The sequence below is a fragment of the Aquimarina brevivitae genome (genome assembly GCF_004216895.1).
GTDB classification, from domain to species: Bacteria; Bacteroidota; Bacteroidia; order Flavobacteriales; family Flavobacteriaceae; genus Aquimarina; species Aquimarina brevivitae.
In genome coordinates this window covers 1513359-1527716 of sequence record NZ_SGXE01000001.1, presented here as the reverse complement: position 1 = coordinate 1527716, position 14358 = coordinate 1513359, and the positions used below count along the sequence as shown (strand labels likewise).

At 35.5% G+C, this 14358-nt stretch carries 15 protein-coding genes; 3 read left to right on the top strand and 12 right to left on the bottom strand.

What is annotated here, in order from left to right; all coding sequences use genetic code 11:
* The first annotated feature begins 25 nt into the window (after nt 1–25).
* Both EV197_RS06700 and EV197_RS06695 read left to right on the top strand, forming a co-directional pair.
* Nucleotides 26–964, top strand: coding sequence for a M28 family metallopeptidase (locus tag EV197_RS06700; protein WP_130285951.1), 939 nt, complete (start codon nt 26–28; stop codon nt 962–964).
* Nucleotides 954–1355 (top strand): hypothetical protein, encoded by a 402-nt coding sequence (locus EV197_RS06695; protein ID WP_130285950.1) that lies wholly within the window; start codon nt 954–956, stop codon nt 1353–1355. Before EV197_RS06700 ends, EV197_RS06695 begins: the two co-directional genes overlap by 11 nt.
* A gap of 22 nt (nt 1356–1377) precedes the next feature.
* On the opposite strand, the gene EV197_RS06690 is transcribed toward EV197_RS06695, so the two are convergent.
* From EV197_RS06690 to EV197_RS06655, 8 genes are all read right to left on the bottom strand, one after another.
* Complete coding sequence (locus tag EV197_RS06690; protein ID WP_130285949.1) at nt 1378–2031, bottom strand: uracil-DNA glycosylase family protein; 654 nt, start codon at nt 2029–2031, stop codon at nt 1378–1380.
* Nucleotides 2032–2094: 63 nt separating this feature from the next.
* A complete protein-coding gene (locus EV197_RS06685; protein ID WP_130285948.1) occupies nt 2095–3753 on the bottom strand; it encodes an MBOAT family O-acyltransferase in 1659 nt (552 codons plus the stop codon).
* On the bottom strand, nt 3746–5023 hold the full coding sequence (locus tag EV197_RS06680; RefSeq protein WP_130285947.1) for a GDSL-type esterase/lipase family protein: 1278 nt from the start codon (nt 5021–5023) through the stop codon (nt 3746–3748). The genes EV197_RS06685 and EV197_RS06680 overlap by 8 nt, the downstream gene beginning before the upstream one ends.
* Nucleotides 5013–6527, bottom strand: a complete 1515-nt coding sequence (locus EV197_RS06675) for an SGNH/GDSL hydrolase family protein (protein ID WP_130285946.1) — start codon at nt 6525–6527, stop codon at nt 5013–5015. Before EV197_RS06675 ends, EV197_RS06680 begins: the two co-directional genes overlap by 11 nt.
* A gap of 151 nt (nt 6528–6678) precedes the next feature.
* Complete coding sequence (locus EV197_RS06670; RefSeq protein WP_130285945.1) at nt 6679–7458, bottom strand: DUF7477 domain-containing protein; 780 nt, start codon at nt 7456–7458, stop codon at nt 6679–6681.
* Between the two features lie 617 nt (nt 7459–8075).
* On the bottom strand, nt 8076–8699 hold the full coding sequence (locus EV197_RS06665; protein WP_130285944.1) for a hypothetical protein: 624 nt from the start codon (nt 8697–8699) through the stop codon (nt 8076–8078).
* A 258-nt stretch (nt 8700–8957) separates the two neighbouring features.
* Nucleotides 8958–9620 carry a CPBP family intramembrane glutamic endopeptidase gene (locus EV197_RS06660; RefSeq protein ID WP_130285943.1) on the bottom strand — a complete coding sequence of 221 codons (663 nt, stop codon included), beginning with the start codon at nt 9618–9620 and terminating at the stop codon, nt 8958–8960.
* Between the two features lie 125 nt (nt 9621–9745).
* Nucleotides 9746–10582, bottom strand: a complete 837-nt coding sequence (locus tag EV197_RS06655; protein ID WP_130285942.1) for a LytR/AlgR family response regulator transcription factor — start codon at nt 10580–10582, stop codon at nt 9746–9748.
* Nucleotides 10583–10882: 300 nt separating this feature from the next.
* On the opposite strand from EV197_RS06655, the gene EV197_RS06650 reads away from it, so the two are divergent.
* Nucleotides 10883–11443, top strand: coding sequence for a porin family protein (locus EV197_RS06650; protein WP_130285941.1), 561 nt, complete (start codon nt 10883–10885; stop codon nt 11441–11443).
* Nucleotides 11444–11568: 125 nt separating this feature from the next.
* Here EV197_RS06650 and EV197_RS06645 read toward each other — a convergent pair whose 3' ends face one another.
* The 4 genes from EV197_RS06645 to EV197_RS06630 form a co-directional block, all read right to left on the bottom strand.
* Entirely contained in the window at nt 11569–12225 is a 657-nt protein-coding gene (locus tag EV197_RS06645; RefSeq protein ID WP_130285940.1) for an NADase-type glycan-binding domain-containing protein, read from the bottom strand.
* 97 nt (nt 12226–12322) lie between these two features.
* Complete coding sequence (locus EV197_RS06640) at nt 12323–12955, bottom strand: hypothetical protein (protein WP_130285939.1); 633 nt, start codon at nt 12953–12955, stop codon at nt 12323–12325.
* 141 nt (nt 12956–13096) lie between these two features.
* Nucleotides 13097–13429, bottom strand: a complete 333-nt coding sequence (locus EV197_RS06635; protein ID WP_130285938.1) for a hypothetical protein — start codon at nt 13427–13429, stop codon at nt 13097–13099.
* A gap of 333 nt (nt 13430–13762) precedes the next feature.
* The gene (locus EV197_RS06630; protein ID WP_130285937.1) at nt 13763–14254 is read right to left on the bottom strand and encodes a hypothetical protein; all 492 of its coding nucleotides are present in this window, start codon (nt 14252–14254) and stop codon (nt 13763–13765) included.
* Nucleotides 14255–14358 lie beyond the last annotated feature (104 nt).

The following is a 14358-nucleotide window of genomic DNA, read 5'->3' as shown; positions in this document are numbered from 1 at the left end:
TCTTAATTCTTAAAGCCAAAGATTTATGAAAATGCATGTACTGCTATTCCTATCAATTTTTGTAATTTCTTGTACCCCTACTACAATTCCAAGAGTTTTGGACAATAGGCTACCCCAGTCCATTTCAGTGGCACAAAAGCAAATTGTAGCAGTACTTTCTGGCCATCAAAACATACCCTCAACAACGCTTCAGCTTGCTGCTCGGGCAACTATCGAGGAACGTGCATGGTCAAGAGCCTATTTGGAATCAGTACTCCATCAAATACCTTTAACTCCAATATCTCAGTCGTATCGTTATCGAAATAGCAATCCCTTAGTAGATCTTTTAGTTGGACCTTATAAGGGCACTAATCTTTATGTTGTATTGCCGGCCACCAAACCAACCAAAGACTGTATTGTTTTAGGGGCACACTACGATACCGCAAGAAATTGCCCCGGCGCTAATGATAATGCTTCTGCGATTGCATTACTATATGGGGTTGCCCAAAAACTAAATTCATTACAGCAGCGATCGACTAACGTTATGTTCGTTTTTTTTGATCAGGAAGAAGAAGAGTTAATTGGCAGTAAAGCCTTTGTTAACTGCCTGAAAGAACAACATTATAACATCATTGCTGCACATACATTTGATCAAATAGGATGGGATTCCGATAACGATAAAGCTTTTGAAATAGAACTTCCTTCACCTTCCTTAAAAAAACAATATGTTTCTGTTGCAGCAACACATAGGGTTCCCATAACGATAACCCGAGTAAATTCTACGGATCATCATTCTTTTAGAGAAGCTGGATACGAAGCCGTAGGAATTACAGAAGGTTACGTGCAAGGAGATACCAGTCCGTATAAGGATACAGAGAAAGACATTTTTGAAACGGTTAATTTTGACTACCTAACGACCCTGACACAACTTGTTTATGATGTAATTAAAAACCAAATTCAAACACCTCTTTCTCATGAAAAATAAAAGTGTATTTTACTTTTTGATACTAACGATATCGGTGTTTGCCTTTGTAGTCAAGGGATTAGTTTACGCTTCTCTAGGGAGTTTCATTCCACTGATCTTAGCTACAGGTGTTTTTGCACTTTTCGTTATTTTTAGAACTAAACCTAAAGTGTTATCCCGAATACTATTTTGGTGGGCAATTGGTATGATACTATGGTCACTCATTCGCTTTCTTATCGGTGGTATTAATAATTTTGTAAAGCCATTAACAGAAAATCATCTTCATGAGCAATTAGGAATTCAAGGAACAATTATCAGTTTGCTATTTTTTGTTATCGGTATCCTACTACTTCGTAAAAAAAACAGATGGCACGCGTTATCGTTTTATTATGAAAAACTGCAATCCTCTTAAGATAAAAATCAATCAATTGATCCTAAAAAAAAGTACGATACTGTAGCACCCTAAAATCCATAGTATTAAAATCGGGGTTTTGTTGTTTCATTTTTTTGTACAACGCCATACTTCCTATGGCACGATTTGCAGCACCAGAAGGAGCCGTTAAAGAAACCGTTTGTAGTATCCTGTTTTCTAAACGAAACTGATGTATTCTGGGCACCGCATCAGCTACTACTTTGAGTTGTAGGTCATATGACTTTAAGTGTTTTCTAAAAAAATACTCTGGACCGTTTTTACTATTGCCTCCTGTAAAAATCAAGGTATCTATTTTTGGATATTGTTTTAAATATCCGACCAAATCTCTTAACTCAATATGTTGCATCCCAAGATCTGAAGCATCGATCTTATCGCGTTGGCAACTGTGTACAATATCACAAACCCCAATGCCTCTTGAAGCCAAAAAAGATTTGCGCTGCGCAATAGCTTCAGCCGTATTTTCATAGCTTAAATTAAGCGCAAATATCCGATCCAAGATAGGCCACAATAACCCGTCAATACTTCCATAACAAAAATTGACATCGCCAGGTTTTAAATCGCCTATAGTAAATCTTGGAGGGGGTAGCGTTCCTACAATTAATTTTGTGGCTCCTTCAGGAAAAAATGGTGGGTATGGATGAGTATGTTGAAACATAGTTTGTAGTTCCTAGATATTAGTTTACTCAATTAGTCCAGTTCGTTACTAATCAATAACTTTCTAAAACTGAAAGTAAATAAAGGGTTGAAAGTCTGCAGCGTATGTTTGGTAACAGATAATAGCAACAATCATAGCAATTACACCCTTAATCATAATGTGACTTTTAATAAACATCGCTTCAATCCAATCTTTTGTTTTATAGGGTAACCAATGCGTAAGATACCCTATAGCCATTACGATAAATACCAATCGATATTCATAAAGGACAGCTAATGCATTTTGCATATCCATATTGGTAGCAATCTGTTGGTAAAATCGATTGATATGGTCCATACTATTTCCTCTAAAATAGATACGGGTAAACGTGATAAATACAAAGGTTAATCCTACCTTCCAAAAGGTAGCTATCCACAAGTTGGAATTTTCATAGGGACTAATTTTTCGCCAGTACTTATACACTACAATTCCAATTCCATTTAATCCGCCCCAAATCACAAATTTCCAAGAAGCCCCATGCCAAAGGCCTCCTACCAGCATGGTGATCATGATATTGACATTACGATTAAAATGCCAGGCTAAGCGCTTAGAAAACAAGGTAAAAATAAGTAACACCGCAACCACTGCGGTGGCTAACACCGCTACACCGTAATCTCCTATCGCTAAAGCACCTAGGAACGTAAAAAACAAAATAAAGGTGTAGGAGAAAATACTTCCACTACGATTACCCCCTATTGGAATATAAAGATAATCTCTTAACCAGCTGGATAGCGAAATATGCCAGCGTTTCCAGAAATCACCACAGTGAATCGCTTTATAAGGAGAATTGAAGTTAACTGGCAGTTTATAACCCATCAATAATGCAATACCAATAGCTACATCAGTATACCCAGAGAAATCGCCATAGATTTGTAGCGAATATCCAAACATCGCCATGATATTGGTAAACCCAGAGAACATCTCCGGTACATCAAACACCCGATCCATAAAATTGGCAGCGATATAATCAGCAAATAACATCTTTTTGATCAGTCCTTTGAGAATCATAAAGCCCGCTTTCCCAAATTCTTCACGTGTGATTGAAATCTCTTTTCGGATTTGAGGTACAAATTCCGAGGCTCTAACAATGGGTCCCGCTACCAACTGCGGAAAGAAACTGACAAAGAACCCGAAATCAATGATGGAATTAAGCGGTTTAATTTCTTTGCGATAAATATCTATACTATAGCTAATCGTCTGAAAAGTGTAAAATGAAATCCCAACAGGTAAAATAATTTTATCTACTGTGAAATAATCGACCTGAGACCAGGTATTGGCCCATTGCGCCAAATAATTGATGACTTCATGGTCTGTCTGGAACAGGTAGTTGTAGGAGTCTGTAAAGAAATAAGCATACTTAAAATAACACAGAGTACTTAGGTTAATAATTACACTAATCGCTACCAGTAGTTTTTGCTTCGTTATGGACTTGCTATGATAAATTGCTTTACCGAGAAAGTAATCATTAATTGTACTGAAGAGTAGTATGCCAATAAAAAAACCGCTGGTTTTGTAGTAAAATAGTAAGCTGATCCCAAAAAGATACGCACTTCGCAGGCTCTTTTTACGATATAATAGAGCGTATAAAAAATAAATTACAGCAAAAAAGATCCAAAAATCAGCTTGCGTAAATATCAATGGATATTCCTCTGAAAAGGAAAATATGTCAATAATTCTATTCATTAATCAGTTGATTCAATACTGAATCAGTTTCCAATTGCAATTCGTTTTCCCAGGCTTTGGCTATTGCTTCTAAGAGCAAATCAGCCTTGATGCGATACCCCTTAACCGTAAAATGAATACGATCACTAGGCATTAAATTTTGTTTATACCAATCTCTAGAGGAATTGAATCCTCCCATTATTTCATAAAAATCCCAGATGGCCATATCGTACTTTCGAGCGACATCATAGATTATACTTCGCGCTTTTCTTGTCCTTGGATTCGGAAATTTTCGTTTGTAATACGAATCATTAGGTACCGTTAATAGGACCGCACAATCTGGATTGGCTTCGAGAATCAAATCAATAAATGCTTCGTATCGCTGACGGTATTCCTCTGGATCAAAATCAGGGTGATACGCATCGTTAGTACCCACAGAAATAATAAACAAATCAGGTTTGTATAACTTCAGTTGTGTGTCAAAAAAGGCACAGCGATCGTAATAAGCAAAACTTGCTCCATTGACTCCAATAGAAGTATATTGCACTCCATAATTATCGTTCATCAACTCTGCCCCCATTAGTAAAAACTCCGCATTTGCTGAACTATCCACCTTTTGTACACAAAACTGTACTTCTTTAACAGTTTTGGCAAATGTATACTCAGTATAATACGCTTCCTTATTCTCTTCCACCTTAACCACCAAAGAATCGGGTTTAAAGGAAATTTGATAATCATCTGTCCAATTATCGTAGAAAATACGGATCTTATTAAAATCGTATAAATCCTCATGATAATTATTACCATTAGCCTTTAGGGTAATATTGGCTATAGAATCCTTAAACACTGCGGTGACTCCTGATAATCCCCAAGCCACACTATCCCGCATCACCGAACAACGGTATCCTTCCCATTTACCATCAAACTCCACTCTGTAATTACCTGGGTTATTGGTACTGGCTACGGCATAGGGATAGATAAATCCACGCTGACCTGTTGCAGTAGGGCTCATCGTTTGTAAATAAGACCGTAGGCGATTTGAATAGATATCTGCCTGGATATGAGACCCTCCAATATGAAAAACATGAAGTTTTGACTTTCCTCCCTTGGCTATGGTGTCTAATTTTTTAAATACTTTTTTAAAATTGGGGGCATATTCTGCCAGCTTAATTTGATTCGCTTTAAAATTAATAAAACCATATTCCGTCCTAGCAGTATCTAATACAAAGCTCTGAGCCCATAAAACTGTCGTAAAAAATACAAATATGACCAATGTGATGCTACGTATCATTGTCCTCCTCTTTTTTGAGATCTAAATACAAGGCTGTAAAAAATAGCTCTGATATGATCTTAGTTCCTTTCCACGTAAAGTGGGTATAATCTCCTGCAGCTAGTTTTTCATCTACCCAATATTGCATGGAACCCCTACCCCCCATAGCGTGATACATACTCCAATAAGCCACATTATTCGCCAATGCTGTTTCCATTAATTTCTTATTCAAATACGGTAATAATGGATAGGTTTGCATTTTACCATTGATAGGGATACACATATCCGTAGGTCCAATAAAGATAAAATGGACATCCTTGGTCCGACGACGGAGCCAATTAATTTGACTGGCCATATACTTTGCATAATTATTGACCTCTGTTGAATCTTTTAAATACGGAACTGTATTACCGCCATATTGCAAAATCATTATTTTGGGATCCAGATTGCTGGCCATTCTACTAAAATGTGAGGCTTTTGTTCGAGAGAAAATCGTTCCTGATGCTCCACGCATCGCTACATTATCCATTTTCACCCCAGAAATACCATCTAAGGTTAGCCCATAAAAATCTGCACTTACCTTACCCTCCAATTCAATACGCAAATTTTCAGGGGTGGCAGCCGTTCGGATCTTATACTCGTGGTATCTTCCATCGCTGATGAGTGTATCTTCTCGAATCAATTTTTCAAAATTATATACTGAGATCTTAATCGGCTGAGAAGCATTTCCGTAATGTAAACCTATATCCGTAAACTTACGCAGCTTGGCATAGCTCTTAGAGGATTTGCCAATGGTAACGGCGGCTTTAATTAAGGGTAATGAATCTAGTAAAGTACTATCTATTGTGGCTCCAAAATCTTTGGTAAATCTCGAATAGGATAAATAAGTTCCATATTTTTTATGCTCTAACTTATCTTGTGTTGGATCAAAAAATGCATAACGTTCCCAATGCTCGCTGGGAACCACTTTAGCACTTATTTGACGGTAAACCGGTTTTACAGGAATAAAGCCTGGTCCACTACCCCCATACAAACGTTGTAATCTATTTCTTAAATAAGCCGTAATACGATCGCCTTCTAATTGTGAATCTCCATAATGAATTATTCGGCAGTTTTGACTCGATAGTTTTTGTTGTAATTCTGCTACAAAATCAAAATTATTGTCTGGATACTTAATCCGTACCAATTGGGTGGTATCAATTTTTGTAAAATCAGGGCGTTGTAGACTATCTTTTTTCGAGGGAGTTTCTGAAACCACATCGATATCGTTCTCGGGCTCTTCTTCTAAGGGTTGCACTGTTTTGGTTACCTTAACGATATCTTTTCGGGTAACAGCAGTGTCTTTTTCTAATTGTAAAAAAGATTTGTAGGTTGGGTATTTTACGGCAACCCCCTCAACTGAAAAACCATCCTCCGGCGCGCGATTGTTTTGTATAACACCCTCTTGACTCAAAAACATTAATCCAAACAATCCCCCTAGCAGGAAGATCATAAACAGGGCAATCTGTATAGGCTTAATTTTCAAGTAACCGGGGTTTTTTGTAAAAATAGCAAGATTTTAGGAACAGCAAAACTTATATAAATTATAAGTGGTTTTAATTGCAAAAACCAAGCTGTCTTTAGGTTTAAGAATTAGTATCACCTAACTTCTATTCGATACTTCTTAGTAAAAGTTACTACTCAGCGTAATAAATATAGGAGATGGATTTATCATCATCCCATCCTTTTTTAATTTCGTCTTTAGGAAAATTGAAACGGGTTCTCCACATTTCTTGATAATACCCAGTTCCTTTGGACATTATCAAGTACCAAAATCCATTAACAAAATTCAAGGAGGTGATTTGGTAACCTTCATTCCATCCTGTTTTGATTTCAGTACTAGGAAATTCTATGGATGTTCTAGTTCTTTGATTGGTGTATCCCGTTCCTTTGGACATCACCATTACCCATTTGCCATCCCCGTGTGTCAACGAGGTAATTTTGTACCCTTCGCTCCAACCCTGATCAATACGTGCATGCGGAAAATCAGTGGATCTTTTCCATATTTGTCTGGTATAGCCTGTATTTTTAGTCATTACTAGTGCCCAGGTTCCGTCTGCGTATAGTAAAGAAGTGATTGCAAAATTATCAGCCCAGCCTTGCTGAATCTCTTCTTTGGGATAATAGGATCGGGTTCTCCAGCGTTGCAAACCATATTTGTTGGTCTTAGACATCACTAATGCCCATTGACCTGCACCGTGTGTTAAGGAAGTAATCTGATACCCATCATCCCAACCTTCTTTAATTTCATCTTTAGGAAAATAAGAACGGGTTCTCCAACGCTGTAAATCATATCCCGTTCCTTTGGCCATTACCAACACCCATTTATTTTCTTTAGGCGTGGCTGATGAAGTCTGTGCAGTTAACGGTGTTATGATACTATATAAAAACAGTAGCAGTAAAAACTTTTTTGCCATAGTAGTATTATTTAAAGAATATCCTATTGTATTCGTACGTAAAACAAAAATCAAATCATATCGGTGTTGAGGACTAAAGCACCCAACTTATTAATGTGAATCATCAATAATGAAGCCAACTTATTTTTTCAAGATCTTTTATAAGAAGCTAGATATCAAATTTTTCCCACTTGTTGTATAAAAATAGTAAGATTTGAGAAATGACAAAATAATCATTTCAAGATATATGATTTTAGTATTTTACACAGTAGCTGTAGTGGAGTTCTAAAATCCTCAATTAAAAAATAAGCGAAGCTACTTCTTTTGAGTACCGGTTTTACCAATAGCAAAAGCAGCATAGGCGAGCCAACCAAAGATAAACACACCTATTCCTAAAGGTTGCTATTTAATTGTACAAAACTATTCGTTTTCCGAAAATACCAAAGACTTGAACATAATTTGCAGGGCTATCTTACTTGTTTTTTGAAGTTTGAAAATATAAACGGAATTGCACTAACGCCTTAAAAATAAGACTTCCATATCTAAGTAGTAATGCTACAACCAATTATGGAACGGATACTGAACTTTCCAAAACCAGCATTCATGCTATATACTATTGGTAAAGCAACTAGCGTATTTTAATACAATTCTTTCATCAAATCTACCGTTTTGATGGGTTCGGGTATGGATTTTACATCACCCTCAAATGGTTCTCGAACCCACGAAAACGTATTCGCATAGCCAAGTAGGTGAAAGATATAGCTATGTTCTTTATAAGACCGTTCTCGACCACTGGACAAAGAGTGGTCAAGTTTTCCATTTATTTTAATTGCTATGGGTTGGTTGATTTCTAGATTGCAAATTTTGAAATTATCTCTTTTAGGCGCTCCAATTTCATAATAGTCATATAGCAGATGCAATTCTATTTGCTCTTTAACTTTCTTCAGTTGAAAAATCTCAAACTTTTTTGGAGTTTTAGCTAAAGTCAAATAGTGTACGCGTTTTAAATCAATCCGATTTTGTACTTCGTTTCTTACTTTACAATTCATTGCACTATTCCTATGGTTTAGTTGCTGTAAGTTAAGTTCATTTACTTCAGCATCATTGTTATAGTCATTTAGGATGATCAAATTGGCAAGATCAAAGTCTGAGTTATACTCTGATTTTGCCAAAGTTAGCCTCCCATTTTCTAAGAATGCTGATTTTGAATGGATTTCTTGCTTCCATTTTGTTAATCCCTTTCGATCTTCATAGGATTTCATATTCTTATGGTACAAAAAGTAATTATGGAATACCTGTAGTATTATTTTAGGTCTTTTTGTATGTATAACTTCCTGTTTCACAAGGTCCAATTAATTAGTATACCATAGCAATATATGAATCTGTATAGATATCGCTTAGCTCTACTACTACAAAACTTTTATTTTTTAAAAACCATCAAGTACTTGTTGTACTGTAAGAATACATAAAAACATCCTGAGTTCATGCTAAATCCTTTGTCAAATTATCTTAGTATAGCATTATGCTAGGCCCAAATAAATACAAACTAAGGCAAAAGTGTCAAAAAATCCATGCACCGCGATCACAAACCACAAATCGTATTTACGCAAATAGAATAACAGCGCTAAGAGCCCTCCGATAATCCCGGCAACCCATTGCCCGGTAATACCTTGATAGCTATGCATAAAACCAAAAAAGCAAGCCAATAGTATAATATTCAGCACTATGCTTACTGTGCTTTCACCAAAAAACTTTATCAACTGGCGCATAAAATATCCACGAAAGATAATTTCTTCTCCAAAACCGGCGGTAAGCCACACCACCCCCAAAGCAATCAAACATGCGCGCAAATTTCCTTCTAACTGTGCAAAACTCGAGTAATCGATAGGCACTCCTGTTAGAGCTGTAATACCGGGTACGATGAGAAAAACATAACACGCAAAGAGCCCTAGAGCGACTAAGGGCGCAACTACAAAGATATTTGTAATGGTAAATTTATCCCGTTGCAACCCGAGTGCTTCAAATGCCTTTCCTTTATATTCTATATAATTGGCAATCATAATAAGTATTGCAATGATGATATTTTCTATATAACTGATATGGATCGGTCCAAACCATATCAAACAGATCATAGCAGTAGTACATACTGGAATTAGTAGACTTTTTAAAGTAATCGTTTTCATTGTTTTTGATTTTAATTGATAAGCGAATTAATGAACAAAACCTTTGAAAACTCCTTTAAATACGTAGCTTTTTACTGAATGGTGTTAAAGTTATAACTGAATGGTCGCTGCTTTTTAATCCTATTTTAGGTATACCAATCCATAAATACTTTTCGCTTGTATCGACTGATAGTGATTTGCCCGATGGCATCATTATGAAGTGAGGCTTTTAATCGAATGCGTAACTTACCATTTTCTATTTTTTCGATTTGGTCAACAGCATCTTTGTGAATGATCATTTGTCGATTGGCTCTAAAAAATAATTGATCGTTTATGGTTTCTTCAAGCTCATTTAGGGTGAAATCAGTGGTGAGGGTGGCACCATCATTTTGAACCGTGTATACAATTTTGTTCTCGCTATAAAAGCAGGCGATATCTTCATAAGTAAGCTTAGTCATTTTGGCACCACTTGCTATAGTGAGTTCCGCGTCTTTGATCGACGATTGATATAAATCGTAAATATCTTGCGCATACCACAATCCTATAAAAATAAAACTTACTAACAGCGTAATCAGTAAACCTATGACTATATAATAAAACTCTGTCTCCGCACCGACAATTACATTTAATAGAAGATTTACTGGAATATAGAAAACAACAATATACCCCAGTGTGGAAGCCATAAACTTGATAATGGTTGCTGCTTCCACCTTTTTGAAAAAATACTTGTTCTGGTACCTTTTAAAATTAAAATATGTAATAAACCCAATTACAATACATAAGACAATGGAAGATACAAACCCCTCTACGGGAAAGCGATAGGATTCACCATCCGGAAAGCTATCGCGATGGGCTAAGTGATTGACCACTAAAGAGAACAGTACCAAGATCAAGGCTTTTTGAATCCACCGGCGTGCCGTATCACTGGTAATGACCTCCCCTATTTTTTTAAATATGTTTCTGGTTGATGGTTTCGTACCCATTAGGTTAACTTGCTTTTTGTATGGTTCAAAAGTAAAGAATAATTATACAAAGCTAACACACCTAAGAGTTGCTTAGCCAAATCAGTGATTTCTCTCACTCGCTGACGGGAAAGCTAAGTTTTGACTAAAAGATGGCAAAAATTCGTAAGCGCTCAATATTACGATAAATACGTAAAAAAATTGCTTTAGATAATTTACTGAAAAACAGCCCTATTCTTATTTGTAACAGTAAAGCTTCAAATTTTGGCACGTTTTATGGATTTGGTGTTAGCTCATTTTAAAAACTAAATCATTTCACGTATGAAAAAACTTTTATTAGTAGTAATCATTACAGTCTTAGGACTAACACAGTCCGCTAATGCACAAGAGGTAGATTTTGGGGTAAAATTTGGGCTTAATGTGGCCAACCTTAGCGGTGGAGATGCCGACAGAAATAATTTATTCACAGTCCACGCCGGTATCGTAACAGAATTTAAAATAAGTGATAAATTTTCAGTTCAACCCGAATTATTATTTTCTAGACAAGGCTCTGAAGTACAAGACACCTATAAAATTGAATTAGAATATATGTCTTTTCCTTTACTCGCTAAGTATTATTTATATGAAAAGCTAAGTGTAGAAGCAGGACCACAATTTAACTTCTTAGCCAAGGATCGCATTAAATCTCTTGATAGAGACATACCGGGTGATGATGATACAGAGGCATCAAGTTTCGATTTTGGAGTAAACATAGGATTTGCTTATGATATTACAAATCATTTATTTGCCCAAGTAAGATATAATCACGGAATATCTACCGTAATAGAAGATCCTGATGTAAGAAACAATGTGTTTCAACTATCTTTAGGATACAAATTTTAGGAGTACACCACTGCTTTAAAAAAGCACCTCTTGGAGGTGCTTTTTTGTTTTTTACAGCGTAATGATAAAGGTATAGGTTTGTCCAACCGGCTATCAATTAAAATTTAATTGGAGTATCCAAATTTTTAATGTACACCAATTCCGTCAAACATTAATAGACTGATTGCTGTGTCTTTATATCTTTTGCCTTCGTATACTTTAGTAATCTCAAATTTCAAAATAGTTTCTTTATTTGAAGGAAATTTTATTGTGCCTATATCGATTGTTTGCATTTCAAAAGAATCAATTAAGTTTAAAACAGCGTAAGGTTCTCCATTTACGTACATTTTCAACTGTTGTATTCGTGAGTTATTCTCCCAAACCTGTTTATTCTTTTTGTATCCATTAGCCAGCAATATCTTGGTAATCCCTAGTCCTCCTTTATAATCTTGAAGGTCTCTAAAATCAAAATGATATTCGATAAACTCACCAACACCATAACCTGGTTTACCTTCGATCCAAGCTGTATTTTTATCAAAATCGTGGGCATTAGCTGCAGAATAGGTAATTCCTTTATTTTCAGATAATTCTGAAGAAGCGCTGATTACTTGTACCGAACCACCGCAGTACCAGCTGCAACCTTTTAAAAAAATTGGTTCACCTATAGGTTTATCAGGAGCTGCATAATCTTGATAACGAAAATAATCTTCATCTTTTCCCTGCTTCGCTTTAATTCTTTTAAACTGTTGAGAATACAATAGCGCACTAAAAATCAAAAAGAAGCCAGTGAAGTAAACATTCATAATGTTTCGAGTTAGGGGTATTCAATATGGATAGCTTTAAACAAGTTAAGTGCACTAGTTTAGTGGTACTTACCATCTAAATAAAGCAAATAACTAATTAATTCAATTCCACCAATCCATTCAACAATTTTTCACAGGCTGATTTATATGTTTCCATTAAATTTTGCGAAGTATACGTGATGAATTGAATAGTTCCATTGCTACTGGAAAAATAATATCCATAGTAAGTAAATTTAATTCCTTGCATTGTTCCGTTTAATTGTAACAAAAGTACCTTCAAACCATTAACATTTCTATATTCTTCTTTGACCACACTAACATCTGGTGCTACTGAACGACTATTCTCCAAGGCAATAAACTTTAAAGTCTCTAAAGGAATTTCCACCTTCTCAGATAAAATCATTCCATATAAATCTTCATCCTTTAACTGAAATTCAAATTCAGCTTCAGGATTTTCAACAGCTTTTTGAAATGACCACAGTTTTGGGTTTAGGTAAAATCCTACATTAACCTTGCTACTTTTTAATAAAAAAGTAGAGGCTTCATCCTTTGTGAACTTCTCAGGATTTGTTGGAATTTCTTTTTCAATTGCTTCTTGGTTATTCTGATATTTCCAGGTTCCGTCAGCGTACAAGATCACTTCTTCTCCCGTATCTGTGACTCCTCTTTGTTGTGCTAATGCTAAATTGAAAACTAATAAACCAAGACCTACTAAGTATAATTTTTTCATTAACTATATCCTATTACTAAATTTTTTATAAAATAAGGCACAAATATACACGATTACTTGAAATAAATACTTGTTTACAAATCTGTCAGGACTTTGAAAGAAAGGCCTTAAAAATGACTCATTTTATTTTTATACTAATATTTAGGAATTAGCAACTCCTCTAAAAAATTGAATGGCACCAAAAACAATAGCACCCCAGAATATAAAACCAATATCCGCAACTGTAGCTATAATACCACCAACACACCAAACTGCTCCCCAGAGCATATCTTTATTAGCACCTTCTTTTTTAGCATCTTTGATTTGTTGGCTGAGATTCGTTACCACTGCAGTCGCACTTTCCTCATCTAAACCTTGTGCAATAAGTGCACTTTTAGTTTCGGCAGTACTTTTTTTCTGGTTGACTAAAAGATTGGCAGCGTATTCGTAAACTTGGTTGGCTGCTTCTTCTTGACTAATGTTTTGATTTTCCATACATTTTCGATTTTAATGGGTTCTGTTAATAAAATGGTGTACAGCCGTTTGTTGTGCAAATACACCTAGAGCGTATGCGAAAATGTGTGAAGATGAGTTAAATATACACTATTACTTTGTAATAAACCAAATAACAATCCTTACAAAGGAATAATAGCATACTCATTAAGAGAAGCATTTTATATAGTACAAGCGATTTCGTTTTGAAGATTATACCTGCTATATATTGTAATTCTTATCAGGAAAACGGGAGCTACTCTAATCACTTATAGTTGATGAAAAAAGTTTGTTTTGTGCAAAAAAGAGCTGCGCTGAAGCCATTAGTTCCATATATTATAGTATACCAATATCATCTTCACTTCTCTTATTTTTTTCTCGAAATACCAATATACTTACAACTGCTCCCAATAAAAAACCAAACACTAAAAAGATCTTAAATTGAAGACTTCCGGCATCTAAAGCATGAACAGTATCTCTGCCTAGATTATATTTAGAAATTTGCCTAAAACCAGTATTTAGCTGTACGATTCGAAATAGCCAAGTGATAATGCCAAAACCTAGAATGAATCCTATTGTAATTAGTCTTTGCGATAAAGATTTTAAACCGCATAACGTATCGACAACTAGGAAGAGTAACGGTAGCATACCGAGAATCACTGCAAACACAAGGTCTGATGTAAATATTCTAAGCATTTTGGTTACAACAATATCCACATGTTGATGATCAACTAGCCATAGAGATATATCCATAAACCATCGAGAAGTCAAAAACCCTAAAACTGTTAGGGCTAGGGTGCTTAGAAGATATTTTTCTTTGTTTTTCATCAATGTTATTTATGAGGTTTTAAGATGTTACGTTCCCTATTTTTTTCAACTATAGTTAAAAGCTTTTTCTTATTCGTTCATCATACGCCAGACTTGAGTTATTA